A 23,939-nucleotide genomic window follows, 5' to 3' on the forward strand; every position below is an offset into this window, starting at 1 on the left:
GCCGCTACCGCCTACTCGCGGGTGCGCTCACTGGTCGCGGAAGCGCACGATCTTGACGAATTCGTCGGCGTCCAGCGAGGCGCCGCCCACCAGCGCGCCGTCGATGTCGGCCTGCGCCATGATCTCGGCCACGTTGCCGGCCTTGACGGAGCCGCCGTACTGGATGCGGACCTGGTCGGCCAGCTCCTGGCCGTACAGCTCGGCGAGCTTGGCGCGGATCGCGGCGCAGACCTCCTGGGCGTCCGCGGCGCCGCAGACCTTGCCGGTGCCGATGGCCCAGACGGGCTCGTAGGCGATCACGACGGACTCGGCCTGCTCGGCCGGGACGTCCTTGAGACCGCCCTCGACCTGGGCGAGGGTGTGGGAGACGTGGTTGCCCGCCTCGCGGACCTCCAGCTCCTCGCCGACGCACAGGATCGGGGTCAGACCGTGCTTGTAGGCGGCCTTGACCTTGGCGTTCACGACCTCGTCGGTCTCGGCGTGGTACTGCCGGCGCTCGGAGTGGCCGACGACCACGTACGTGCACTTCAGCTTGGCCAGCATGGGGCCGGAGATCTCGCCGGTGTAGGCGCCGGAGTCGTGCGCCGACAGGTCCTGGGAACCGTACTTGATCTTGAGCTTGTCGCCGTCGACCAGGGTCTGCACGGAACGCAGGTCGGTGAAGGGCGGCAGGACGGCGACCTCGACGGCCTCGTAGTCCTTGTCGGCCAGGGCGAAGGCGAGCTTCTGGACGTGCGCGATGGCCTCGAGGTGGTTGAGGTTCATCTTCCAGTTGCCCGCCATGATCGGCGTGCGAGTGGTCATGCGGGGTCAGTCCTCCAGTGCGGCGAGGCCGGGGAGCGTCTTGCCCTCGAGGTATTCGAGGGAGGCGCCGCCACCGGTCGAGATGTGTCCGAACGCGTTCTCGTCGAAGCCGAGGATGCGCACGGCGGCTGCGGAGTCACCGCCGCCGACGACGGTGAAGCCGTCGGACTCGACGAGGGCCTGGGCGACGGCCCGGGTGCCCGCGGCGTAGTCGGGGTGCTCGAAGACGCCCATGGGGCCGTTCCAGAAGACGGTGGCGGCGTCGGCGAGCTTCGAGGCGTACAGCTTGCTGGTCTCCGGGCCGATGTCCAGGCCCATCTGGCCGGCCGGCATGGCGTCCGCGGCGACCGTGCTCGGCTGGGACGGGGTCTTGCCCGACAGGTCGGGGAACTCGGGAGCGACCAGGGTGTCGACGGGCAGGACGATCTCCACGCCGGTCTTCTCCGCGCGCTCCAGGTACTCGGTGACGGTGGCGAGCTGGTCCTCCTGGAGGAGGGAGCTGCCGACCTCGTACCCCTTGGCCTTCAGGAAGGTGTAGACCATCCCGCCGCCGACCAGGATCCGGTCCGCCTTGCCGAGCAGCTCGTCGATGACGGCGAGCTTGTCGGAGACCTTGGCGCCGCCGAGGACCACCACGTAGGGGCGCTTGACGTCCTCGGTGAGCTTCTTCAGGACGCCGACCTCGGTGGCGATCAGGTAGCCGGCGTAGTGCGGCAGCCGGGCCGGGAGGTCGTAGACGGAGGCGTGCTTGCGGTGCACGGCGCCGAAGCCGTCGCCGACGTAGACGTCCGCGAGGGCGGCCAGCCGGTCGGCGAACTCGCCGCGCTCGGCGTCGTCCTTCGAGGTCTCACCGGCGTTGAAGCGCAGGTTCTCGATGACGGCGACCTGGCCGGGCTGCAGGCCGTTCACCGCGTCGTGGGCGGCGGGGCCGACGGTGTCCTGGGCGAAGGCGACCGGCGCGCCGAGGAGTTCGGCGAGCCGCTCGGCGGCCTGGAGCAGGGAGAACTTGGGGTCCGGGGCACCCTTGGGGCGGCCCAGGTGGGAGGCGACGACCACCTTGGCGCCCGCGTCGGCGAGGGCCTTGACGGTGGGCAGGACGGCGCGGATACGGCCGTCGTCGGTGATGAGTCCTTCGGACATCGGCACGTTGAGGTCGGCGCGGACGAAGACCCGCTTGCCGTCGACCCCTTCGGCGAGGAGTTCGTCGATCGTCTTCATGGTGTTGGGGACTCCTCCAGGAGGGCTCGTGATCGTACGAGGGCTGATCGAACCGTAGCCGCCGGGTCGATCCTTACGCGCGTCAGGGCTCGGGCGGCGCGACCTTGCGCTGCCCGAGCCCTGCTACCGCATCGAGGTGCCTGCTCGGCCGATCAGAGCTGGTTGCCGACGAAGACCGTGAGGTCGACGAGGCGGTTGGAGTAGCCCCACTCGTTGTCGTACCAGCCGAGGATCTTCACCGTGTTGCCCTCCTGGACCATGGTCAGGGAGGAGTCGAAGGTGCAGGAGGCCGGGTCGCCGACGATGTCCGAGGAGACGATCTCGTCCTCGGTGTACGCCAGGTAGCCCGCCAGGTCGCCGTCCTCGGAGGCCTTCTTGAACGCGGCGTTGACCTCGTCCTTGGTGACCTCGCGCTGCAGCGTCACGACCAGGTCGGTGGCCGAGCCGGTCGGGACCGGGACGCGCATCGCGATGCCGTCGAGCTTGCCCTTGAGCTGCGGCAGGACCAGCGCGGTGGCCTTGGCGGCACCCGTGGTGGTCGGGATGATGTTCTCGGCGGCGGCACGCGCGCGGCGCAGGTCCTTGTGCGGGAAGTCCAGGATCCGCTGGTCGTTCGTGTACGCGTGCACCGTGGTCATCAGACCCTTGACGATGCCGAAGTTCTCGTCGAGGACCTTCGCCATCGGCGCCACGCAGTTGGTGGTGCAGGAGGCGTTGGAGATGACGTGGTGCTGCGCCGGGTCGTACTTGTCCTGGTTGACGCCCATCACGATGGTGATGTCCTCGTCCTTGGCCGGAGCCGAGATGAGGACCTTCTTGGCGCCGCCGGCGATGTGCTTGGCGGCGTCGTCCTTCTTGGTGAAGATGCCGGTCGACTCGATGACGATGTCGACGCCCAGCTCGCCCCACGGGATGTCGGAGGGGTTGCGCTCGGACAGGACCTTGATGGTGTGGCCGTCGACCGTGATGGTGTCGGCGGTGTGCGACACCTCGGCCTTCAGACGCCCAAGGATCGTGTCGTACTTGAGCAGGTGGGCGGTGGTCGCGGTGTCACCCAGGTCGTTGACAGCCACGATCTCGATGTCAGCACCCTGCTCCAGCAGAGCGCGGAAGTAGTTGCGACCAATACGGCCGAAGCCGTTGATGCCTACGCGGATCGTCACGAACCGATCTCCTCGTTGGTACGCCGGCCATGCGGTGCCGGCGAGCTGTATTTGGGATGTCCCCGACCACCCACGACCCTACCTCCCTGAGGCTCTCGTGGTGACATCCAGATGCCTCATACACGGCGAGGCGGTCCGTACCCGCCAGTAGGGGTACGGACCGTCTCGGATCGGGGCCCGTATCACGCCGTTTTGCCACGGAATGGTGACCGCGTTTCAGGCCGTTGTCACTCGTTCGTGAGCGGGTCGGCTCACATGTCGAGGGCGGACGGGGTCAGTTGTCGAGTGCTGTCAACGCCTTCTTCACCAAGGCGGCACGATCGGCGGCCGAGGTGACCTGTTCCAGACCGAAACCGAGCAGCACCGTGCGGTCGGTGGAGACGGCTCCGTACGTCTGGAACAAGGCGCCGGTGCGCTCCCAGTCCTTGAGGACGGCCGGGCTGCCCGGCGGCGGCCCGCTGACGGTCCAGGGGCCGAAGGAGGTCTCGAAACCTTCGGTCTGGGTGGCCGTGGAGCCCTTCAGGAGCGCGGTGTCGTCGACGAGGACGCCGTGTCCGCCGCTGCTCGGGTCGGTGATGTAGGCGAGGGAGACCTGGACGGTGCGCCCGGCGTAGGCGCTCAGGTCGAACTTGACCGGCTGCCACCCCGGGGAGCTGCCGGTGAAGCTGTGCCAGGAGCCGGTGGTGCCGCTCGCGGTGCACTGGTTGCCGCCGATGGTCAGGTAGTGCTTGAGCCACGGGTGCTCGGCGATCAGGAACCCGGCGCCGCACTCGCTCGGCACGGTGTCGCGGGTGGCGCCGCCCGCCTCGGGCAGCGTCGTCCAGTCGTCGGCGCCCACGGTGTGCGCCTCCAGCACCGCGTGGTCGTAGCCGGGCTCGGTGTCCCACAGCAGCCGGGCGCTGAGGGCCGGCTGGTCGGCGGCGGTGACACCGGTGAGGTCGATGGTGCGGGTGAGTCGCTTGTAGGAGTCGTCGGTGTGGACCGCGGCGGCCATGTACGACCCCGTGTACGGCCCGTAGGGGTTGACGGTGCCCGCGAACCGGCCCGCGCCCGCGCTGGCGAACTGCGGGTAGGTGTCGGCGGGGAGCTCGTCGGAGGTGACCGCGTAGGTGCCGGCCTTGTCGAGGGGGTTGGCGGAGGTGCCGCTGAGGGCGCCGCCGGAGCCGGCCAGCGCGCCGGAGCCGGTGAAGCCGGTGGCGCCGGGGGTGGAGGAGCGGGAGTAGGCGCCCAGGTAGTACTGGCTGAAGTCGTTGGACGGGGTGCCGTCGCCGAGGTCGACGCTGCCGCCGGCCAGTTCGCCGGCCTCGATCAGCTTGCCGCCCTCGTTGAGGTAGGCGCGCAGCTGGAGCTGGGTGTCGTTGCCCGGGCCGCTCGTGCCCGAGTAGTGCACGACCGTCCTGAAGTGCTTCAGCACGCCGAGCGCGTCGGGCACGCCCTGGGTGGCGACGTCCCAGACGACCGCCTTGCGGCCGGCGGCCCGCAGCGCGTCGACGTAGGTCTGCGCCTGCGCGGCCTTGGCGCCCTCCTCGGCGACCACCAGGGTGTCCGCCCCGGGCAGCCGGGCCACGGTGTAGGTGAAGTGCGAGCTGGAGACCTTCTTGCCGTTCCCGGCCTCCCCGGTGAACCACACCTCGACCTTGTCGCCCGGGTCGCCGCCCTTCACCCTGGCCCGGTACTCGTCGAAGTAGAGGTCGTCCTCACCGCCGTAGGTGTCGCCGCCCTTCCAGTGCCGGAGCGAGGTGACGTGCGTGCGGCCGCCGTCGACGCGGTACCTCAGCTCCTTGTCGCGGACCGCCTTGCGGACGACGACGGAGACCTCCTGGTCGGCGCCGCGCGCGTACGACGTGGAGAACGCGGCCGGGGTGAAGTCGGCGGCGCTCAGGCCGACCGAGGAGACCGGCCGGTCGGGGTGGGCGGCGGTCTCGGCGACGGAGAGCGCGAAGGGGACGTTCTTCACGAACTCGTCCTGGATCAGCTTCTCGTCGTCGGGGAAGTTGAAGACCGACTGGCAGTCGGCGGCGTTCCAGGCGTCGTTCGGGTCGATGTCCGAGGCGGTCTGGCAGGTCGACATCTCGGGGGTGAACATCGCCATGCCGTTGACGTTCGACGCGTGGCCGTCCGCCTCGCCGTTGGTGGTGTACAGCTCCGAGGAGACCTGCGAGTGGTAGCCGGGGATCGCCGGGTTGTCCGGGGTGCCGGCCAGTGCCTTGTAGAGGACGTCGTCCGGGGTCGGCGTGGCCACCTGCCAGCCGACCCCGTAGAGCAGGAGTTCGGCGGCGGAGTGGTAGTTGATGCCGTACGTGAACCCGACGCGCTTCTCGAAGTCGTCCAGCGCCTTGGTCTCGGGCTCGGACTCGGGGCTCGCGCCGCGGTAGGTCTCGCTGGTGGGGTTGGGCGAGGAACCCTCGTCGTCGTAGCCCCACTTGTAGCCGAAGTTGCGGTTGAGGTCGACGCCGTCACCCGTGCTGATGACACCGTCGCCGTTGACGTCCCGCAGGTTCTTGCGCCACAGGCGGGTGTCGGAGTTCTGGAAGGTGTAGTCGTAGCCGTCGGGGTTGGCGGACGGCACGAACCACAGCTCGGTCGAGTCGATGATCTTCTTGATGCGCTTGTCGGTGCGGTAGTTGTCCAGGTAGTAGTGCATCAGCCGGCGGGTCATCTCCGGCGTGATCCACTCGCGCGCGTGCTGGTTGGACACGTACAGCACGGACGGCTTCGACCCGTCCTTGGAGCTCTTGGCACCCTTGGTCAGTTTGAGCGCGAGGATGTCCTGGCCGTCGATCGTCCGGCCGATGGACTCGACCTTGGTGAGGCCGGGGTTGGCCTGCGCGGTCCGCAGGATCTCCTCCTTGAGCCCGCCACTGCCGCCGTAGGGGCGGAACACGCCCTGGGAGGCGTCGGCGACCCGCGTCTCGGCCCTGGCCGACAGCGTGTGCTCGGTGAGGCCGACGCCCTGCTTCTGCAGCGTGCGGGCCTGCCCGTCGGTGAGGTAGAGCTCGACCTGGGTCCTGCCGGATCCGGTGACCTGGTCGCCGAGCTCGTGGCCGTCCTGGCCGGCCTTGAGCAGCAGGGGAATCTGCTTCTTGGTGACGTCGGCGCGGAAGACCTTGACCTCGTCGGGGTCGGGCCTGGCCGAACTCCCGGTCTGCGCCTGGGCCACGGGCGCGAGTGCGGCTCCGCCGATCAGGAGCGCGCCGACAGCGAGGATCGATCTCGCTCTGTGTCTCATGAACCCCCCTAGCACTGGTCCGCCACGTCGGCGGGCATCTGCCAGGCTCATGACACTCCATGATCGAGTCAAGGGCGCCTCACAGACAGTTCACGGTGGCCTAAAAAGGATGCAAACCCCGGTGCCGACGACCGTGCGGCCGTCGGCACCGGGCTGCTGACGGTGATTCAGCCTGCGAGGTTGTCGGCCAGCTCGTCGCTGAGGTTGGCCTCGGTGCCCGGGATGCCCAGATCGGACGCGCGCTTGTCGGCCATCGCCAGCAGGCGGCGGATGCGGCCCGCGACGGCGTCCTTGGTGAGCGGCGGGTCGGCGAGCGCGCCCAGCTCCTCCAGGGAGGCCTGCTTGTGCTCCATCCGCAGCCGGCCGGCCGCGGCCAGGTGCTCGGGCACCTCGTCGGCGAGGATCTCCAGGGCCCGCTGGACCCGGGCGCCGGCGGCGACGGCCGCGCGCGCCGAGCGGCGCAGGTTGGCGTCGTCGAAGTTGGCGAGGCGGTTCGCGGTGGCCCGCACCTCGCGGCGCATCCGCCGCTCCTCCCAGGCCAGCACGGACTCGTGCGCGCCGAGGCGGGTCAGCAGGGCGCCGATCGCGTCACCGTCCCGGACGACCACCCGGTCCACCCCGCGCACCTCACGGGCCTTCGCGGCGATGGACAGCCTGCGGGCCGCGCCGACCAGCGCGAGCGCGGCCTCCGGTCCGGGGCAGGTCACCTCCAGGGAGGAGGACCGGCCGGGCTCGGTCAGGGAGCCGTGCGCCAGGAAGGCGCCGCGCCAGGCCGCCTCCGCGTCACAGGTCGCCCCGGAGACCACCTGCGGGGGCAGGCCCCGGATCGGGCGCCCCCGCCCGTCCACCAGACCGGTCTGGCGGGCCAGCTGGTCACCGCCCGCGACCACGCGCACCACGTACCGCGAGCCGCGGCGCAGCCCGCCGGGAGCCATCACGATCAGTTCGGAACTGTGCCCGAAGATCTCCAGGATGTCCCGCTTGAGGCGCCGGGCCGCCATCGCGGTGTCCAGCTCCGCCTCGATCACGATGCGCCCGCTCACCAGGTGGAGGCCGCCCGCGAACCGCAGAATGGCGGAGACCTCGGCCTTCCGGCAGCAGGTCCGGGTGACGGGTAGCCGGGAGATCTCGTCCTTCACCGCTGCCGTCATCGCCATGGGCCGATCCTTCCATGCATCCGAAAAATACGGTCGTACGCGGCGGCCAACAGCTCCGGATCATGCCGGGGTGATCCGTCGGTCCGGGCCACGGGGCCCAGCTCGACCGCGGCTCCCAGCCGCTTTGCGGCTTCGGTGAGCGAGTCGCGGTCGGGCACGGCGGCCTCGTCGGCCAGCACCACGTCCAGGGCGAGTTTAGGGGCGTGTCGGCCCAAAACCTCCAAATGACGCTGCGGGGAGAAGCCTTCGGTTTCACCCGGCTGCGGCGCGAGGTTCAGCGACAGGACCTTGCGGGCCTTGGTCTCGGTGAGCGCGTCGAGGAGATCGGGCACCAGCAGGTGCGGGATCACCGAGGAGAACCACGACCCCGGGCCCAGCACCACCCAGTCCGCGTCCAGCACCGCGGCGACGGCCTCCGGCACGGCCGGCGGGCCGTGCGGCACCAGGTGCACGGACTGCACCTCGCCGGGGGTCAGCGCCACCGTGGCCTGTCCCCGGACGATGTCCACCTCCTCCGGCCGCTCCGGATCATGCCCCTTGACCAGGGCCTGCAGCTCCAGCGGCACGGCGGACATGGGCAGCACCCGCCCGTGCGCGCCGAGCAGCTTGCCGACCAGGTCCAGCGCCTGGACGTGGTCGCCGAGCTGTTCCCACAGGGCGACGATCAGCAGATTGCCGACGGCGTGCTCGTGCAGGTCGCCCTTGGACTGGAAGCGGTGCTGGATGACCCGGGCCCAGGTCTGGCCCCAGTCGTCGTCACCGCACAGCGCGGCGAGGGCCTTGCGCAGATCACCCGGAGGAAGCACACCGAGTTCGTCGCGCAGGCGCCCGCTGGAGCCGCCGTCGTCGGCCACGGTGACGACGGCGGTGAGGTCGCCGGTGATCCGGCGCAGCGCGGCGAGCGAGGCGGACAGGCCCATGCCGCCGCCCAGCGCGACCACCTTGGGCTGGGCGCCGCGGCGGCGCGGCCGGGCACCGCGGGCCTCGACGGGGCGGCCCGAGCGGGACTCGGGCACGACCCGCCGCAGCCTCGTCAGCCGGGGAGAACGTCCGGTCACTCGCGCCCCATGTCCCGGTGCACGACTACGGTCTCCACTCCCTCGGCGGCCAGACGGGCGGCGAGTTTCTCGGAGACGGCGACCGAGCGGTGCTTGCCGCCCGTGCAGCCGATGGCGATGGTCACATAACGCTTGCCCTCGCGCCGGTAGCCGGTCGCGATCAGCCGCAGCAGCTCGGCGTACCGGTCGAGGAACTCCTTGGCACCCGGCTGGTTGAAGACGTACGCCGACACCTCCTCGTTGAGGCCGGTGTACGGGCGCAGCTCCGGCACCCAGTGCGGGTTGGGCAGGAACCGCATGTCGGCGACCAGGTCGGCGTCGACGGGCAGCCCGTACTTGAAGCCGAACGACATCACGGTGGCCCGCAGCTCGGGCTCCTCGTCGCCGGCGAACTGGGCGTCCATCTTCGCGCGCAGCTCGTGCACGTTCAGGCTGGAGGTGTCGATCACCAGGTCGGCGTCGCCGCGCAGCTCGCGCAGCAGTTCGCGTTCGGCGGCGATGCCGTCCACGATCCGGCCGTCGCCCTGGAGGGGGTGCGGGCGGCGCACCGACTCGAAGCGGCGGACCAGCGCGTCGTCCGAGGACTCCAGGAAGACGATCCGGCGGGTGACGCCCCGGCTGTCGAGGTCGGCGAGGGACTCGCGCAGGTTGTCGAAGAAGCGCCGGCCGCGCACGTCGACGACGACCGCGATCCGGGCCACGTTGCCCTGGGAACGGGCGCCCAGCTCGACCATGGTGGGGATGAGGGCCGGCGGGAGGTTGTCCACGACGAACCAGCCGAGGTCCTCCAGACACTTGGCCGCCGTCGACCGGCCCGCTCCCGACATGCCGGAGATGATCACCAGCTCGGGGATGGCCGCCTCCGGCACCCCGGCCGGTGTGGCATCCGTACTCACTTCTGCTCCGTTTTCCTGGACCGCTTCCGCCTGCTGCGGCTGATCCTGACCCGCTTCATTGTGCGCTGCCCCGGTGGGGCCCTGCGTCTGGCCGGACGCCGGATCTCGCCGGGCCGTGTGGTCTGCGTCGCGCTCGGTCATCTCTCCTGCCCCCGATCGTCCGGGGCGCCCGCGGCTACGGGCTCCCCCGAGGCGTCCGCCGTCGTCCCGGGCGCCTCGTCCTCGCTGTCATCCATGATCTCTCCCGTGGCCGTGTTCACGGCGGGCGCGGCCGGGGCCGCCTGGGCGAGGGCCGCGGCAATGGTCTCGGCCGTCTTGCGGCCTATCCCGGGCACCTCCTGGATCTGCTCGATTGTGGCGGACCGCAGCTTCTTCACCGAGCCGAAATGCTTGATCAACGCCTGTTTGCGTGTCTCACCGAGGCCGGGCACGTCGTCCAGCGGCCCGGAACGGAACCGCTTGGCCCGCTTGGTGCGCTGGTAGCTGATGGCGAAGCGGTGCGCCTCGTCACGGACGCGCTGGAGCAGGTAGAGGCCCTCGCTGCTGCGGGGCAGCACCACGGGGTCGTCGTCCTCGGGCAGCCAGACCTCTTCGAGGCGCTTGGCGAGGCCGCAGACGGCGATGTCGTCGATCCCCAGCTCGTCGAGCGCCCGCTTGGCCGCCGCGACCTGGGGCCGGCCGCCGTCCACGACCACGAGCTGGGGCGGGTAGGCGAACTTCCGGGGACGGCCGTCGTCGTCCTTGAACCCGTTGACCTGGCCGTCGTCGGCGTCACCGTCGGGGGCGGCAACGATTGGGGCGGCGGGCGGGGCGGCGGCGGGCATGGTGGCGGGGCCGGCCGTACCGGGGGCCGTGAGCGGGCTTGCGGTGCCGTCCTCCTCGGGCCATTCGCCGGTCCTCTCCTTCTCGGCGAGGTAGCGGCGGAAGCGGCGGGTGATCACCTCGTGCATGGAGCGCACGTCGTCCTGGCCGGCGAAGCCCTTGATCTGGAAGCGGCGGTACTCGCTCTTGCGCACCAGGCCGTCCTCGAAGACGACCATGGAGGCCACGACGTCGTCGCCCTGCAGGTGCGAGATGTCGTAGCACTCGATGCGCAGCGGGGCGCTGTCCAGGTCCAGGGCGTCGGCGATCTCCTCCAGGGCCCGGGAGCGGGTGGTGAGGTCGGAGGCGCGCTTCGTCTTGTGCAGGGCGAGCGCCTGCTGGGCGTTGCGCTGCACGGTCTCCATCAGCGCCTTCTTGTCGCCGCGCTGCGGGATGCGCAGCGAGACGTTCGACCCGCGGCGGCCGGTGAGCCACTCCTGGACCGGCTCGACCGGCTCGGGCAGGGCCGGGACCAGCACCTCCTTGGGCACGGCGTCGCCGCTCTCCTCGCCGTAGAGCTGCTGGAGGGCGTGCTCGACGAGCGCCGCGGTCGTCACGTCCTCCACCTTGTCCGTCACCCAGCCGCGCTGGCCGCGCACCCGTCCGCCGCGCACGTGGAAGATCTGCAGGGCCGCTTCGAGCTCGTCCTCGGCGACCGCGATCAGGTCGGCGTCGGTCGCGTCCGCGAGCACGACCGCGTTCTTCTCCATGGCCTTCTTCAGGGCCTCGATGTCGTCGCGCAGCCGGGCGGCCCGCTCGTACTCCATCTCCTCGGCCGCCTCCGTCATCTGCTTCTCCAGACGGCGGAGGTAGGTGCCGGTGCGGCCGGCCATGAAGTCGCAGAAGTCCTCGGCGAGGTCGCGGTGGTCCTCGGGGGAGATCCGGTCGACGCAGGGGGCGGAGCACTTGCCGATGTAGCCGAGCAGACAGGGGCGGCCGGTGCGGGTGGCGTTCTTGAACACCCCGGCGGAGCAGGTGCGCACCGGGAACACGCGCAGCAGCAGGTCCACGGTGTCCCGGATGGCCCACGCATGGCCGTACGGCCCGAAGTAGCGGACACCCTTCTTCTTGTGACCGCGCATCACCTGGACGCGCGGGAACTCCTCGTTCATCGTCACCGCGAGGTAGGGGTAGCTCTTGTCGTCGCGGTACTTGACGTTGAACCGGGGGTCGTACTCCTTGATCCAGGAGTACTCCAGCTGGAGCGCCTCGACCTCCGTGGACACCACGGTCCACTCCACGGACGCTGCGGTGGTGACCATCGTCCGGGTCCGGGGGTGCAGGCCGGCGAGGTCCTGGAAGTAGTTCGCCAGGCGCTGGCGCAGGCTCTTCGCCTTTCCGACGTAGATCACCCGGCGGTGCTCGTCGCGGAACCTGTACACCCCGGGAGAGTCCGGGATCTGTCCCGGCTTGGGGCGGTAGCTGGAGGGGTCGGCCATGTCTCACACCCTACTGGCGCAGGCCGACACCGCGACGAGCCTGTGGACAAGCCCAGAGGGGCGGCGGGACCGGCGGCGGGCGGCTCCTCCGCCCCTCGGCCTCCGGCCGCCGCGGCGCCCTGCGCGTGGCTCTCCGCCGTCGGAGCGAGGCGGATCGCGGAATCGGCCACCTCGGTCGCGTCGGGCGCCGTGCCGGCACCCCGCCGGTGCGGGTGCCGCCCGCGCCCGCCCGGTACCCGCACGGGACCGCGGCACCGGTCGCGGCGGACCTTGCGCGGCTTCCTCCCCAAATCGGCGCCCCTCGTGCGCCCGCCCACGGCTCCCCCGGGCGGCCGCGGCGCCCTCTCCCCCGCATGATCCGTCCGGCGCCGGGGTCACGCCTCGGCCAGGTGAGCGTCCTCGGCGGCGCGAAGGTGTTGTCGGGGATTGGTCAACACGCTTCAATGCGGGGGAACTCGGGGCCGTGAGCAGCGGCCTGCGGACGCGGCGTACCCAGGTGTGGCCGCCCCGACGCCGACGGGGTGGCCCCGGACCCGCGCCACCGGCCTGACCAGCCGTGGTGAACCCCCAAGAGAAAGGCCCTCCTGCATGCGGCACGGCACACAGCACGCGGACGTCGCCACCGCGGAACTGGACTCGGCCCTGCGCGGCGGCCCCTTCCATGTGGCCCTGCGCGCCGCGATCGCCGCCCGTGGGCTGCCGCTCCAGCGGGTGCAGCACCACCTCTCGCGCTACGGGGTCAAAGTGGGTGTCACCAGCCTGAGCTACTGGCAGCAGGGAGCCCGCCGCCCGCAGCGCCCGGAGTCGCTGCGGGCGGTCCGCGCGCTGGAGGAGATACTCCAGCTGCCGGACGAGTCCCTGATCCGGCTGCTCGCCGACGCCGACCAGGGTGCCGCCGAGCGCCGTCCGGCCGCCCGCTCCTACCGCTCCCTCATCGAGGCCTCCGACGTCCTGGACCGGCTGCAGGCCGAGCTCGGCTGGTCCCTCGACGGCGGTCTGCACACCCTGGGACACCACGAGCGGGTGCGGATCGGCGCCCACCGCGAGCTGGCGTCCCGCGAGTCGCAGCACATCGTGCGCGCGCACCGGGACGGCGTCGACCGCTTCGTGGCCGTGCACCACGGCGACCCCGGCTGCGCCCCGCAGCACATGACCGTGCGTGCCCTGGAGAACTGCCGTACCGGACGCGTCCGTTCGGATCCGGAGACCGGCCTGCTCGTCGCCGAACTCCTCTTCGGCACCCGCCTGCGGTCCGGCGACACCTTCCTCTTCCGCTACGCCGTGGAGGACGGCACGGCCGGCGTCTCCCGCGAGTACACCCGGGACTTCGGCTTTCCCGGCGGCCAGTACACCCTTCAGGTGCGGTTCACCGCCGAGGCGCTGCCCGCACACTGCCACCGGTTCGCGCAGCACTCCGCCGCGGCACCGCGCAGTGGCCGGCAGGCCCTTCCGCTGAGCGGGCTGCACCGCTCGGTGCACCTGGTCGAGCCCAGGGTGCGGCCGGGGCTGCTCGGGATCGGCTGGGACTGGGAATGACCCGGCGGCGGGCCGGTTCCCGGTTCAGGCGTCCGGCCCCGCCACGATCCGGCCCTTCGCGGCCTTGACCGGCAGTTCGTTCAACGGCTCGGTGGCCGGGGCCTGCACCACCTTCCCGGTGAGCGCGTCGAACTGGCTGCCGTGACAGGGGCAGACCAGTGTCGTGCCCTGGAGTTTGTTGATCGCGCATCCCGCGTGCGTGCAGATCGTGCTGTAGGCCTTCAGGGCACCGTCGGCGGACCTGCTCACGACGACGTTGTGGTCCCGGTAGAGCTTCGCGCCGCCCTTGGCGACCTCGCTCTCGGCTCCGAGGTCCACCGGGGCCGTCGGCGTGGCGTCCGCGGAGGATCCGCCGCCGGGAGCCGAGCAGGCGGCCAGCCCGAGCCCGGCGACCGGTGTGACCGCCGCTCCCCACAGGACGGTACGGCGGCTGGCGGAGGGGCGGGCGGCTGACATCGGAGGCTCCAGGGGTGGTGGGAGTGCCGGTTGCGGTGAGGCAGAGGCCGTGCGGCGACAGCAGGGCAGAGCGACGATACCGGGGCGGATCATCCCGCTTCGGGGCGGGTCGGGATACGGCGGTGAAGATGCGGCGGACATGTCCGGGGAGGCACCGGATCTTCGCGCGTAAACGCTTGCGCAAGCGTTTACGCGGCGGCTTCGATGGAGTAGCTTCCCGGCCGGGGCCGCCCGCAGGGGAACCGAGGGCCCTGTTCACGCCGACGGCGAGCGGAGGGAAGGAGGACCCATGCCCACCATGGCCGACGTCGCCCGTAGTGCCGGGGTCTCCGTGGCGACCGTCTCCCACGTGCTGAACGAGACCCGACCGGTGCTGCCCCACACACGCCAGGCGGTGCTCGACGCCGTCGAGGAGCTGGGCTACACGCCCAACACCCTCGCCCGCTCCCTGGTGACCTCCCGCACCCGCTCCATCGGGCTCGCGGTGTCGGCGATCAGCAACCCCTACTTCACGGAGATCCTCCAAGGCGTCGAGGCCGCTGCCCTGGAGCAGGGTTACGGCCTGCTCATCGCCGATCCGCACGACGATCCCGAGCACGAACGCAAGGTCGTCCGGCTCCTGCACGAGCGCCGCGTCGACGGCATGATCGTCGCCCCCTCCGCCGATCCGGGCGCGCTGCTCGCCTACCTCGGCCGGCACGCCGTACCGGCCGTCCTCCTGGACCGGGTGGTCGACGACCCCGCGGACGGTCCCCCGCGCTTCGACCAGGTCTGCGCAGAGAACACCGGGCCGACGGCACGGCTCGTCACCCATCTCGCCGGTCTCGGGCACCGCCGGATCGGCCTGGTGGCGGGGCTGTCCGGGCTCAGCACCACCGATGAACGGATCACCGGCTACCGGCAGGGACTCGCCGCCGCCGGGCTCCCCCTCGACGACGCGCTGGTCGTCCCCGGGAACTCCGAGTCGGCCGGAGCCGAGCGGGCCACCGCCGCCCTGATGTCGCTCACCCCGCCGCCCACGGCGCTCGTCACGGCCAACAACGCGATGACCATCGGCGCTCTGCGCGCCCTGCGCGCACACGGTCTCCGTGTGCCGGACGACATCGCGCTGTGCTGCTTCGACGACTTCGCCTGGGCCGATCTGTTCTCGCCCCGCCTCACCGCCGTCGCCCAGCCCAGCAGGGAGATCGGCGCCGAGGCGGTCCGCGTGCTCCTGGAACGGCTGGCCGCGCCCGGCCGGGCCGCGCGGACCGTGCGGCTTCCCTGCGCCTTCGTGCACCGGACGTCGTGCGGCTGCCCCGAGACGGACGGCGAGGCGACGGCCGCCGCACGGACCACCGACGGGGCACGGCATGCCGGACGCCCCGCCCACTCCGCACCTCCAGAGGAAGGGACCCTCTCGTGATCGTCGTCGCCGGTGAGGCACTGATCGACCTGGTACCACAGGGCGCGGGCGCCCTCGCGCCCCTGCAGCCGGCGCTCGGCGGCGGCCCGTACAACACGGCCGTGGCCCTCGGCCGCCTGGGCTCCCCCACCGCGTTCTGCTCCCGCGCCTCGCACGACGCCTTCGGCGAGGCGCTGCTGGACGGGCTGCGGGGCGCGGGAGTCGACGTCTCCCTGGTGGAACGCGGCACGGAGCCGACGACCCTGGCGGCCGCCACGATCGACGCGCGCGGGTCCGCCTCCTACTCCTTCTATGTCGACGGCACCGCCGACCGTCTGTTCACCGCACCCGCCGCTCTTCCGGCCGCCACCCGCGCCCTGTCCTTCGGCACGCTCTCGCTCGTCCTGGAACCGGGCGCGAGCGCGTACGAGGAGTTGTTGCGCCGCGCGGCCGGGCAGGGTCTGTTCACCGCGCTCGACCCGAACATCCGGGCAGGCCTGATCACCGATCCCGACGCCTACCGGGCGCGGTTCAAGAGCTGGCTGCCCTCGGTGACCCTGCTCAAGCTCTCGGAGGAGGACGCGCTGTGGCTGGGCGGCACCCCGCGCGAATGGCTGTCGGCCGGGCCTTCGGCCGTGGTGATCACCCACGGCGGTGAGGGGCTGAGCACCTTCACCCCGGACGGCACCGTGTACGCCGTGCCCGGTGAGGAGGTCGACGTCGTGGACACGATCGGCGCCGGTGACACGGTGAACGCGGCTCTGCTGCACGGGCTCGCCGCCCAGGACGCGCTGTCCGCCGAGGCGCTCGCGGGACTGGGCGCCGACGGCTGGACCAGGCTGCTGCGCTTCGCGGCGCGCGCTGCCGCGATCACTTGTTCCCGGGCGGGTGCGGAGCCGCCGTACGCCTCCGAACTCGGCTCGTTGTAGCGGCCGTTCGGCCTGTCTCGCCGATGCGACGGTCCGCTCGTACCGGTGTTTCCCCCGGATCTGACTGATTCCGATGGTTCGCTGATTTCGCTGTTGATGAGTCAAGGTTCGTCGTCGCCGCGGAGATCGGGCGGCTGATGGGAGAACGAGCGGTGCCCCGCGGGAAGTTCCCGCGGGACACCGTACTTTTCTGGATTTGTCCGGGCCGACCGCCCGGCGGCCTCAGGCCTTGCGGGCCCGGGTCGTCTTCTTCGCGGGCGCCGCCTTCTTGGCCGCCGGCTTGGCCGCGGCCGTCTTCTTCGCCGCGGTCTTCTTCGCCGCCGGCTTGCGCGGGGCCTTCACCGAGCTGGCGTCGCTGACGCGGTCGGCGCCGAGGATCTCGCGCAGGAACTTGCCGGTGTGGCTGGCCGGGACGGCGGCGATCTCCTCGGGCGTTCCCTCCGCGACGACGAGTCCGCCGCCGGCACCGCCTTCCGGACCCATGTCGACGACCCAGTCGGCCGTCTTGATCACGTCGAGGTTGTGCTCGATGACGATGACCGTGTTGCCCTTGTCCACGAGCCCGGCGAGGACCTTCAGCAGCTTGCTGATGTCTTCGAAGTGCAGGCCGGTGGTCGGCTCGTCCAGGACGTAGACCGTGCGTCCGGTGGAGCGCTTCTGCAGTTCGCTGGCGAGCTTCACACGCTGTGCCTCACCGCCGGACAGGGTGGTGGCGGACTGGCCGAGCCGGACGTAGCCGAGCCCGACGTCGTTCAGCGTCGTGAGGTGGCGGTTGATCGCCGGGACGGCCTCGAAGAAGTTCATGGCCTCTTCGATGGGCATGTTCAGGACCTCGGCGATGGACTTGCCCTTGTAGTGGACCTCCAGGGTCTCCCGGTTGTACCGGGCGCCGTGGCAGACCTCGCACGGGACGTAGACGTCCGGGAGGAAGTTCATCTCGATCTTGATGGTGCCGTCGCCCGCGCAGTTCTCGCAGCGGCCGCCCTTGACGTTGAAGGAGAAGCGCCCGGGAAGATAGCCGCGGACCTTCGCCTCGGTGGTCTCGGCGAACAGCTTGCGGACGTGGTCGAAGACGCCCGTGTACGTCGCCGGGTTCGACCGCGGGGTGCGGCCGATGGGTGACTGGTCGACGTGCACGACCTTGTCGACCTGGTCGTCGCCGTCGACCCGCGTGTGCCGGCCCGGGACGTTCCGAGCGCCGTTCAGCTCGCGCGCGAGGTGCGTGTACAGGATGTCGTTGACCAGCGTCGACTTGCCGGATCCCGACACGCCCGTGACGGCCGTGAACACGCCCAGCGGGAAGGAGACGTCGATGTCCTGGAGGTTGTTCTCGCGGGCGCCGTGCACCGTGAGCCGGCGGGACGGGTCCTGCGGGCGGCGGATGTCGGGCAGCGGGATGGCCTTCTTGCCGGACAGGTACTGACCGGTCTGCGACTCCTCGTTGGCCAGCAGTTCCTTGAGGGAGCCGCTGTGCACGACCTTGCCGCCGTGCTCGCCGGCGCCGGGGCCGATGTCGACGACCCAGTCGGCGACCTTGATGGTGTCCTCGTCGTGCTCGACGACGATGAGCGTGTTGCCCATGTCGCGGAGCCGTACCAGGGTCTCGATCAGCCGGTGGTTGTCGCGCTGGTGCAGGCCGATCGACGGTTCGTCCAGCACGTACAGGACGCCGACCAGGCCGGAGCCGATCTGGGTGGCCAGGCGGATGCGCTGGGCCTCGCCGCCGGAGAGCGTGCCGGCCGCGCGGTTCAGCGAGAGGTAGTCCAGGCCCACGTCGACCAGGAACCGCAGCCGCTCGTTGACCTCCTTCAGGACGCGCTCGGCGATCTTCTTGTCGCGATTGTTGAGCTTGAGTTCGCCCAGGAACTCGGCGCAGTCGCTGATGGACATCGCCGAGACCTCGGCGATCGACTTGTCCATGACCGTGACGGCCAGGACGATCGGCTTCAGGCGCGTGCCCTGGCAGGTGGGGCAGGGCACCTCGCGCATGTAGCCCTCGAAGCGCTCGCGGCTGGCGTCGCTCTCGGACTCGCTGTGCCGGCGCTTGACGAAGGGCACCGCGCCCTCGAAGGGCGTGGTGTAGACGCGCTCGCGCCCGTACCGGTTGCGGTAGCGGACCTCGATCTGTGTCTTGTGGCCGTAGAGCAGGGCCTTGCGGGCGCGCTGCGGCAGGCCGGCGAAGGGGATGTCGGTGCGGAATCCCAGCGCGTCCGCGAGGGCGCCGATCAGCCGGCTGAAGTAGTCCTTGGTGTGCCCGTGCGACCAGGGGTGGATGGCGCCCTCGTCGAGGGACTTGTCCTCGTCCGGGACGATCAGCTCCGGGTCGACCTCCATGCGCGTGCCGATGCCGGTGCATTCGGGGCAGGCGCCGAAGGGCGAGTTGAAGGAGAAGGAACGGGGCTCCAGTTCCTCGAAGGACAGGTCGTCGTACGGGCAGTACAGGTGCTCCGAGTACATGCGCTCGCGCTCGGGGTCGTCCTCGGGGAGGTCGACGAAGTCGAGCACGACCATGCCGCCGGACAGGCCGAGCGCGGTCTCCACCGAGTCGGTGAGGCGGCGCTTGGCGGTGTCCTTCACCGTGAGACGGTCGACGACCACCTCGATGGTGTGCTTCTCCTGCTTCTTCAGCGTCGGCGGTTCGGAGAGCTGGACGGTCTCGCCGTCCACGCGCGCGCGGGAGTAGCCCTTGGTCTGGAGGTCGGCGAACAGGTCGACGAACTCGCCCTTGCGCTCGCGCACCAGCGGCGAGAGCACCTGGAAACGGCTGCCCTCGGGCAGCTCCAGCACCTTGTCCACGATGGCCTGCGGCGACTGGCGCGAGATGGGGCGGCCGCACTCCGGGCAGTGCGGCTTGCCGATGCGCGCGAAGAGCAGCCGCAGGTAGTCGTAGACCTCGGTGATGGTGCCGACCGTCGAGCGCGGGTTGCGCGAGGTCGACTTCTGGTCGATGGACACCGCCGGGGACAGGCCCTCGATGAAGTCCACGTCCGGCTTGTCCATCTGCCCGAGGAACTGGCGGGCGTACGAGGAGAGCGACTCCACATAGCGGCGTTGGCCTTCGGCGAAGATCGTGTCGAAGGCCAGGGAGGACTTGCCCGACCCGGACAGCCCCGTGAAGACGATGAGCGAGTCACGAGGCAGGTCGAGCGAGACGTTCTTCAGATTGTGCTCGCGCGCGCCACGGACGATGAGACGGTCGGCCACAGCCGGTCCGCACCTTTCTTGAGAGAAGTGACAGGGGCAGGGCCCCGTGCTTCTTCAGACTAGGGGGAGCCACTGACAACGCCGGTTGGATTCCTGGATGCGTAAACAATCCCGGACCATCCAGCATGCCCGACGCCGCCACCGACGATATAGCACGCGCATTCGATTTACGGACCACGTGCGAAACCTTCACCCGAAGGTGTGACGCAGCTACTGTCAGCCCCATGATTGATCACGCTCATGACCTGGCGTCTGTACAGGAGGCGACGGACCGGCTCCTCACCGCAGTCGCCGGACTGGACAACGCGTCCGTGACGCGACCGTCACGGCTTCCCGGTTGGACGGTCGGTCACGTCCTGGCCCATCTCGCCCGCAACGCGGACGCGCTCACGAACGTCCTCGACGGGCGTCCCATGTACGTCTCCGGCGAGGCGCGGGACGCCGACATCGCGCGCGACGCCCCGCGCCCGCTCGGCGCCCAGCTCGCCGACCTGCGCGAGAGCGGCGTCCGCTTCCAGGACCGCGGGGCGCGGCCCGCCGACTGGACACGCACGGTGGAGCTGCGCAACGGGGTCACCGACAGCGCGGCCCGGGTGCCGTTCCGGCGCTGGGCCGAGGTCGAGCTGCACCACGTCGACCTGGGGATCGGGTACGACCTGGAGGACCTTCCGAAGGAGTTCACGGAACGGGAGATCGACTTCCTGGCGGAGCGCTTCGGCGGCCACCGGGACATCCCCTCGACCGGACTGCGCAGCGACGGCGGCCGTGTCTGGACGACGGGCGGCGGCGCCCAGGGGGCACCGGTCGGCGTCGAGGGCAGCGCCGCGGATCTGCTGGGCTGGCTCGCCGGCCGCCGGGACGGCTCGGCCCTGACGGTGCGGGGCGGCACGCTGCCCGCGCTGCCTCCGCTGTAGCGCACGGCACCTCCGCGGCCACTCCCCGCTATAGGCTGATCGCCATGACGTACAGCGGAGAGGTGACGGTCGGCGGACCGGCGGACGTGCACGAGCTCAAGGACCTGATGATCACCAAGATCGCGGTCGGGCCCATGGACAACAACGCCTATCTGCTGCGCTGCCGCGCCACGGACGAGCAACTGCTGATCGACGCGGCCAGCGACGCGGAGACGCTCCTCGGCATGATCGGTGACGACGGCATCGCGTCCGTCGTCACCACGCACCGGCACGGCGACCACTGGCAGGCGCTGGCCGAGGTCGTGGCCGCCACGGGCGCGCGGACGTACGCGGGCCGCGAGGACGCCGCCGGCATCCCGGTCACCACCGACGTCGCCGTCGACGACGGCGACGTCATCCGCGTCGGCCAGGTGGAACTGACCGCCCGCCACCTCGTCGGCCACACCCCCGGCTCCATCGCCCTGGTCTACGACGATCCGCACGGCCACCCGCACGTCTTCACCGGGGACTGCCTCTTCCCGGGCGGCGTGGGCAACACGCGCAAGGACGCCGAGGCCTTCGCGAGCCTGATCCACGACGTCGAGACGAAGATCTTCGACGCGCTCCCGGACGAGACCTGGGTGTATCCGGGACACGGCAACGACACCACGCTCGGCACCGAGCGCCCGCACCTGCCGGAGTGGCACGCGCGCGGGTGGTGAGCACGCGGGCACGCACGCGCGGGTGGTGAGCACGGAGCCGGGCACCCGTGCGTGCGACGGGCGTGGCGGGGGTCCGTCCGGCGCGCGCCCCTCAACTCGCGCCCCGCGCACGCCTCTTCGCTCGCGCCCCGCGCGCACTACCGCACGCGCCTCGCGCGGATTCATCGCGCGCCCCGTGTGAACAGTTCGCACGCGCCGGGGGCAAGCGCACGCTCCCCGCGCGCGCCGTCGCGCGGTCAACTGGTCGCAGCCCCGCGCAGGATGACGGCTCCTGGGCGGTACGGGCCGCCGGTCATCATTCCCCGCCCTCGACCGGCGGCCCCGGCGTGTCTCCGTCGCAACCCGCGGCGGGCAACGTTCACAAGACCGCAACACCGGTTCCCAGCATGCGGACAGATAGCCGCTTGACCTGGACATACGCGGCTTTCGCTGTCACTCTCCCGCCATGCATCCTGCCCCGCGCGCGCTGCGCCGCGCTGTCGCCGCCGCCACCATAGCCCTGCTCGCCACCGCTGTCGGGTGTGCTCCGCAGCCGGACGACAAGGCGTCGGGCGGATCCTCCTCGTCGGCCGCGACCACCTGCGCCAAGGGCAAGCTCGCCACCCGGACGTCCGGCAAGCTGACGATCGCCACCGACGAACCGGCGTACGAGCCGTGGTTCAAGGACGACAAGCCGGCCGACGGCGAGGGCTTCGAGTCGGCGGTCGCGTACGCCGTGGCGAAGCAGCTGGGGTACGACAAGAGCGCGGTCGTCTGGCAGAGCGTCCCGTTCAACAAGGCGTTCGCGCCCGGCGCGAAGACCTTCGACTTCGACATCAACCAGGTGTCCATCAGCGCGGAGCGCAAGAAGGCCGTCGACTTCTCCTCGGGCTACTACGACGTCCGCCAGGCGGTCATCGCGCTCAAGGGCAGCAAGGCCGCCCGGGCCACCGGTGTCGCGGATCTGAAGAAGCTGAAGCTGGGCGCCCAGGTCGGCACCACCAGCCTCGACTACATCACCGACGTCGTGAAGCCCTCGCAGCAGCCCGCCGTGTACGCCAAGAACGACCAGGCCAAGTCGGCGCTGAAGAACGGCCAGGTGGACGCGATCGTGGTCGACCTGCCGACCGCCTTCTACATCACCTCGGCCGAGGTGACGGACGCGAAGATCGTCGGCCAGTTCGAGAACCAGGGCGGCACGGCCGAGCAGTTCGGCCTGGTCCTCGACAAGGGCAGCGCGCTCACCCCGTGCGTCACCACCGCGGTCGACGCGCTGCGCAAGGACGGCACTCTGGCGAAGATCGAGCAGCAGTGGCTGTCCGACGCCGTCGACGCGCCGGTGCTCAAGTGACCGTCGTCGCGGACGGCCCCGGAAAGGACGGCACGGACGGCATACCCGCGCGCGGGGACGACGACTACACGCCGTCCGCACGGAGGCTGGAACGGGAGCGCGACCGACGGGTCCGCGCCCGCCGTGCCACCGCGATCGCCGCGCTCTCGACGCTGGTCACGGCGGCCGTGCTCTACCTGATCGTCGTCAACGCGCCCGGCTGGCCGCGCACCAGGGAGACGTTCTTCAACGGGCAGTACGCGCGCGAGGCGTTGCCGAAGGTCCTCGAAGGGCTGTGGCTGAACGTCCGGCTGCTGCTCGTCTGCGGCGTCGCCGTCCTGGTCCTCGGCATGCTGATCGCCATCGCGCGCACGCTGCGCGGGCCGGTGTTCTTCCCGCTGCGCGTGCTCGCGGCGGCGTACACCGACTTCTTCCGCGGGCTGCCGCTGCTGATCAATCTGATGATCGTGGTGCTGGGTGTCCCGGCGCTGCGGCTGCAGGGCGTGACGGTCGATCCGGTGCTGCTGGGCGGTACCGCGCTGACGCTGACGTACTCCGCGTACGTGGCCGAGGTGTTCCGCGCCGGCATCGAGTCGGTCCACCCCTCCCAGCGCGCCGCGGCCCGCTCGCTGGGCCTCACCAACCGGCAGGCCCTGCGGCACGTGATCCTGCCGCAGGCCGTACGCCGTCAGGTGCCGCCGCTCCTGAACGACCTGGTCTCCCTGCAGAAGGACACCGGTCTCGTGTCGATCGGCGGTGCCATCGACGCCGTGCGCGCGGCCGACATCATCGTGGGCCGCAGCCTCAACTACACGCCGTACATCGTCGCCGGGCTGGTCTTCGTGGCGCTGACCATTCCGATGACCCGGTTCACGGACTGGGTGACGGCGCGGATGGACCGGCAGCGGGCCCAGGGAGGATCCATATGAGTGAGACGCCTGTCCTGCGCATGGAGTCCGTCCGCAAGACCTTCGGCGGTTCGGTGGTGCTGCGGGACGTCGACCTGGAGGTCGCCCCGCACACGGTGACCGCGCTGATCGGCGCGTCCGGCTCCGGCAAGTCGACGCTGCTGCGCTGCGCCAACCTGCTGGAGGAGATCGACGACGGCGCGATCTGGCTGGACGGCGAGGAGATCACCGCGCCGCGCACCGACCAGGACGCGGTTCGCCGGCGGATCGGCGTGGTCTTCCAGTCGTACAACCTGTTCCCGCACATGACCGTGCTGGACAACATCACCCTGGCACCGCGCCGGGTGCACGGCGTCCCGCGCGCGGAGGCCGAGGAACGGGCCCGGGAGCTGCTGGAGCGCCTCGGGCTGGGTGACCGGACGGGCGCCTACCCGGACCGGCTGAGCGGCGGTCAGCAGCAACGGGTGGCGATCGTGCGCGCCCTCGCGGTGCGTCCCCGGCTGCTGCTGCTCGACGAGGTCACCGCCGCCCTCGACCCGGAGCTGGTGGGCGAGGTGCTCGCCGTAGTCCGTGACCTGAAGGACGAGGGCATGACCATGGTGCTGGCGACCCACGAGATGGGCTTCGCCCGGGACGTCGCCGACCAGGTCTGCTTCCTCGACGGCGGGGTCGTACTCGAACGCGGCAGCGCGGAGCAGGTGTTCGGCGATCCGCGGCAGGAGCGCACCCGGCGCTTCCTGCGGCGGATCGTGGAGGCCGGACGGCTCTGAGGC

General features: G+C 71.0%; 18 protein-coding genes. 8 read left to right on the forward strand and 10 right to left on the reverse strand.

The genetic code is table 11. The features are described from left to right. Positions 1–27: 27 nt before the first annotated feature. The 8 genes from tpiA to uvrC all read right to left on the reverse strand — a co-directional run bounded on the left by tpiA (position 28) and on the right by uvrC (position 11,825). The gene (gene tpiA / locus ACIQOE_RS00795; protein WP_351326293.1) at positions 28–804 is read right to left on the reverse strand and encodes a triose-phosphate isomerase; all 777 of its coding nucleotides are present in this window, start codon (positions 802–804) and stop codon (positions 28–30) included. A 6-nt stretch (positions 805–810) separates the two neighbouring features. Continuing rightward, a complete protein-coding gene (locus ACIQOE_RS00800) occupies positions 811–2,022 on the reverse strand; it encodes a phosphoglycerate kinase (RefSeq protein ID WP_351326294.1) in 1,212 nt (403 codons plus the stop codon). Positions 2,023–2,174: 152 nt separating this feature from the next. Continuing rightward, complete coding sequence (gap, locus tag ACIQOE_RS00805) at positions 2,175–3,185, reverse strand: type I glyceraldehyde-3-phosphate dehydrogenase (protein WP_351326296.1); 1,011 nt, start codon at positions 3,183–3,185, stop codon at positions 2,175–2,177. Between the two features lie 274 nt (positions 3,186–3,459). After that, on the reverse strand, positions 3,460–6,414 hold the full coding sequence (locus ACIQOE_RS00810; RefSeq protein WP_401408748.1) for a M14 family zinc carboxypeptidase: 2,955 nt from the start codon (positions 6,412–6,414) through the stop codon (positions 3,460–3,462). A gap of 167 nt (positions 6,415–6,581) precedes the next feature. Further along, positions 6,582–7,571: a DNA-binding protein WhiA gene (gene whiA / locus ACIQOE_RS00815; protein WP_351326300.1), complete on the reverse strand. Its 990-nt coding sequence runs from the start codon at positions 7,569–7,571 to the stop codon at positions 6,582–6,584. Beyond that, complete coding sequence (gene yvcK, locus ACIQOE_RS00820) at positions 7,562–8,629, reverse strand: uridine diphosphate-N-acetylglucosamine-binding protein YvcK (RefSeq protein WP_351326302.1); 1,068 nt, start codon at positions 8,627–8,629, stop codon at positions 7,562–7,564. The genes whiA and yvcK overlap by 10 nt, the downstream gene beginning before the upstream one ends. Next, positions 8,626–9,666, reverse strand: a complete 1,041-nt coding sequence (gene rapZ / locus ACIQOE_RS00825) for an RNase adapter RapZ (RefSeq protein WP_351326304.1) — start codon at positions 9,664–9,666, stop codon at positions 8,626–8,628. The genes yvcK and rapZ overlap by 4 nt, the downstream gene beginning before the upstream one ends. Further along, entirely contained in the window at positions 9,663–11,825 is a 2,163-nt protein-coding gene (gene uvrC, locus ACIQOE_RS00830) for an excinuclease ABC subunit UvrC (RefSeq protein ID WP_401408753.1), read from the reverse strand. The genes rapZ and uvrC overlap by 4 nt, the downstream gene beginning before the upstream one ends. A gap of 588 nt (positions 11,826–12,413) precedes the next feature. Between uvrC and ACIQOE_RS00835 the strand changes: the two genes are divergently transcribed. Further along, positions 12,414–13,361 carry a hypothetical protein gene (locus ACIQOE_RS00835; RefSeq protein ID WP_351326307.1) on the forward strand — a complete coding sequence of 316 codons (948 nt, stop codon included), beginning with the start codon at positions 12,414–12,416 and terminating at the stop codon, positions 13,359–13,361. Positions 13,362–13,385: 24 nt separating this feature from the next. On the opposite strand, the gene ACIQOE_RS00840 is transcribed toward ACIQOE_RS00835, so the two are convergent. Further along, positions 13,386–13,817, reverse strand: a complete 432-nt coding sequence (locus ACIQOE_RS00840) for a Rieske 2Fe-2S domain-containing protein (protein WP_351326309.1) — start codon at positions 13,815–13,817, stop codon at positions 13,386–13,388. A gap of 289 nt (positions 13,818–14,106) precedes the next feature. On the opposite strand from ACIQOE_RS00840, the gene ACIQOE_RS00845 reads away from it, so the two are divergent. Both ACIQOE_RS00845 and ACIQOE_RS00850 read left to right on the forward strand, forming a co-directional pair. Beyond that, positions 14,107–15,222 carry a LacI family DNA-binding transcriptional regulator gene (locus tag ACIQOE_RS00845; RefSeq protein WP_401408757.1) on the forward strand — a complete coding sequence of 372 codons (1,116 nt, stop codon included), beginning with the start codon at positions 14,107–14,109 and terminating at the stop codon, positions 15,220–15,222. Further along, complete coding sequence (locus ACIQOE_RS00850) at positions 15,219–16,130, forward strand: carbohydrate kinase (protein WP_401408760.1); 912 nt, start codon at positions 15,219–15,221, stop codon at positions 16,128–16,130. The genes ACIQOE_RS00845 and ACIQOE_RS00850 overlap by 4 nt, the downstream gene beginning before the upstream one ends. A gap of 222 nt (positions 16,131–16,352) precedes the next feature. On the opposite strand, the gene uvrA is transcribed toward ACIQOE_RS00850, so the two are convergent. Further along, the gene (gene uvrA / locus ACIQOE_RS00855) at positions 16,353–19,334 is read right to left on the reverse strand and encodes an excinuclease ABC subunit UvrA (RefSeq protein WP_351326315.1); all 2,982 of its coding nucleotides are present in this window, start codon (positions 19,332–19,334) and stop codon (positions 16,353–16,355) included. A gap of 224 nt (positions 19,335–19,558) precedes the next feature. Here uvrA and ACIQOE_RS00860 point away from each other — a divergent pair, with 224 nt between their 5' ends. The 5 genes from ACIQOE_RS00860 to ACIQOE_RS00880 all read left to right on the forward strand — a co-directional run bounded on the left by ACIQOE_RS00860 (position 19,559) and on the right by ACIQOE_RS00880 (position 23,936). Further along, positions 19,559–20,248: a maleylpyruvate isomerase family mycothiol-dependent enzyme gene (locus tag ACIQOE_RS00860; RefSeq protein ID WP_401408765.1), complete on the forward strand. Its 690-nt coding sequence runs from the start codon at positions 19,559–19,561 to the stop codon at positions 20,246–20,248. Positions 20,249–20,292: 44 nt separating this feature from the next. Then, a complete protein-coding gene (locus tag ACIQOE_RS00865) occupies positions 20,293–20,949 on the forward strand; it encodes an MBL fold metallo-hydrolase (RefSeq protein WP_351326318.1) in 657 nt (218 codons plus the stop codon). A 445-nt stretch (positions 20,950–21,394) separates the two neighbouring features. Continuing rightward, on the forward strand, positions 21,395–22,279 hold the full coding sequence (locus tag ACIQOE_RS00870) for an ABC transporter substrate-binding protein (RefSeq protein WP_399008499.1): 885 nt from the start codon (positions 21,395–21,397) through the stop codon (positions 22,277–22,279). Next, a complete protein-coding gene (locus tag ACIQOE_RS00875) occupies positions 22,276–23,187 on the forward strand; it encodes an amino acid ABC transporter permease (RefSeq protein ID WP_401408770.1) in 912 nt (303 codons plus the stop codon). Before ACIQOE_RS00870 ends, ACIQOE_RS00875 begins: the two co-directional genes overlap by 4 nt. Continuing rightward, positions 23,184–23,936 carry an amino acid ABC transporter ATP-binding protein gene (locus ACIQOE_RS00880; RefSeq protein WP_351326322.1) on the forward strand — a complete coding sequence of 251 codons (753 nt, stop codon included), beginning with the start codon at positions 23,184–23,186 and terminating at the stop codon, positions 23,934–23,936. The genes ACIQOE_RS00875 and ACIQOE_RS00880 overlap by 4 nt, the downstream gene beginning before the upstream one ends. The last annotated feature ends 3 nt before the right edge of the window (positions 23,937–23,939 follow it).

It is taken from the genome of Streptomyces sp. NPDC091282 (assembly GCF_044757385.1).
GTDB classification, from domain to species: Bacteria; Actinomycetota; Actinomycetes; order Streptomycetales; family Streptomycetaceae; genus Streptomyces; species Streptomyces gramineus.

Bases quoted from the DNA above. Each gene is read 5' to 3' on its own strand.
- ACIQOE_RS00880 (WP_351326322.1), top strand. From the start codon at position 23,184: ATGAGTGAGACGCCTGTCCTGCGCATGGAGTCCGTCCGCAAGACCTTC.
- ACIQOE_RS00835 (WP_351326307.1), top strand. From the start codon at position 12,414: ATGCGGCACGGCACACAGCACGCGGACGTCGCCACCGCGGAACTGGAC.
- uvrC (WP_401408753.1), bottom strand. From the start codon at position 11,825: ATGGCCGACCCCTCCAGCTACCGCCCCAAGCCGGGACAGATCCCGGAC.
- ACIQOE_RS00840 (WP_351326309.1), bottom strand. From the start codon at position 13,817: ATGTCAGCCGCCCGCCCCTCCGCCAGCCGCCGTACCGTCCTGTGGGGA.
- rapZ (WP_351326304.1), bottom strand. From the start codon at position 9,666: ATGACCGAGCGCGACGCAGACCACACGGCCCGGCGAGATCCGGCGTCC.
- ACIQOE_RS00810 (WP_401408748.1), bottom strand. From the start codon at position 6,414: ATGAGACACAGAGCGAGATCGATCCTCGCTGTCGGCGCGCTCCTGATC.
- whiA (WP_351326300.1), bottom strand. From the start codon at position 7,571: ATGGCGATGACGGCAGCGGTGAAGGACGAGATCTCCCGGCTACCCGTC.
- ACIQOE_RS00845 (WP_401408757.1), top strand. From the start codon at position 14,107: ATGCCCACCATGGCCGACGTCGCCCGTAGTGCCGGGGTCTCCGTGGCG.
- ACIQOE_RS00870 (WP_399008499.1), top strand. From the start codon at position 21,395: ATGCATCCTGCCCCGCGCGCGCTGCGCCGCGCTGTCGCCGCCGCCACC.
- tpiA (WP_351326293.1), bottom strand. From the start codon at position 804: ATGACCACTCGCACGCCGATCATGGCGGGCAACTGGAAGATGAACCTC.
- ACIQOE_RS00800 (WP_351326294.1), bottom strand. From the start codon at position 2,022: ATGAAGACGATCGACGAACTCCTCGCCGAAGGGGTCGACGGCAAGCGG.
- ACIQOE_RS00865 (WP_351326318.1), top strand. From the start codon at position 20,293: ATGACGTACAGCGGAGAGGTGACGGTCGGCGGACCGGCGGACGTGCAC.
- ACIQOE_RS00860 (WP_401408765.1), top strand. From the start codon at position 19,559: ATGATTGATCACGCTCATGACCTGGCGTCTGTACAGGAGGCGACGGAC.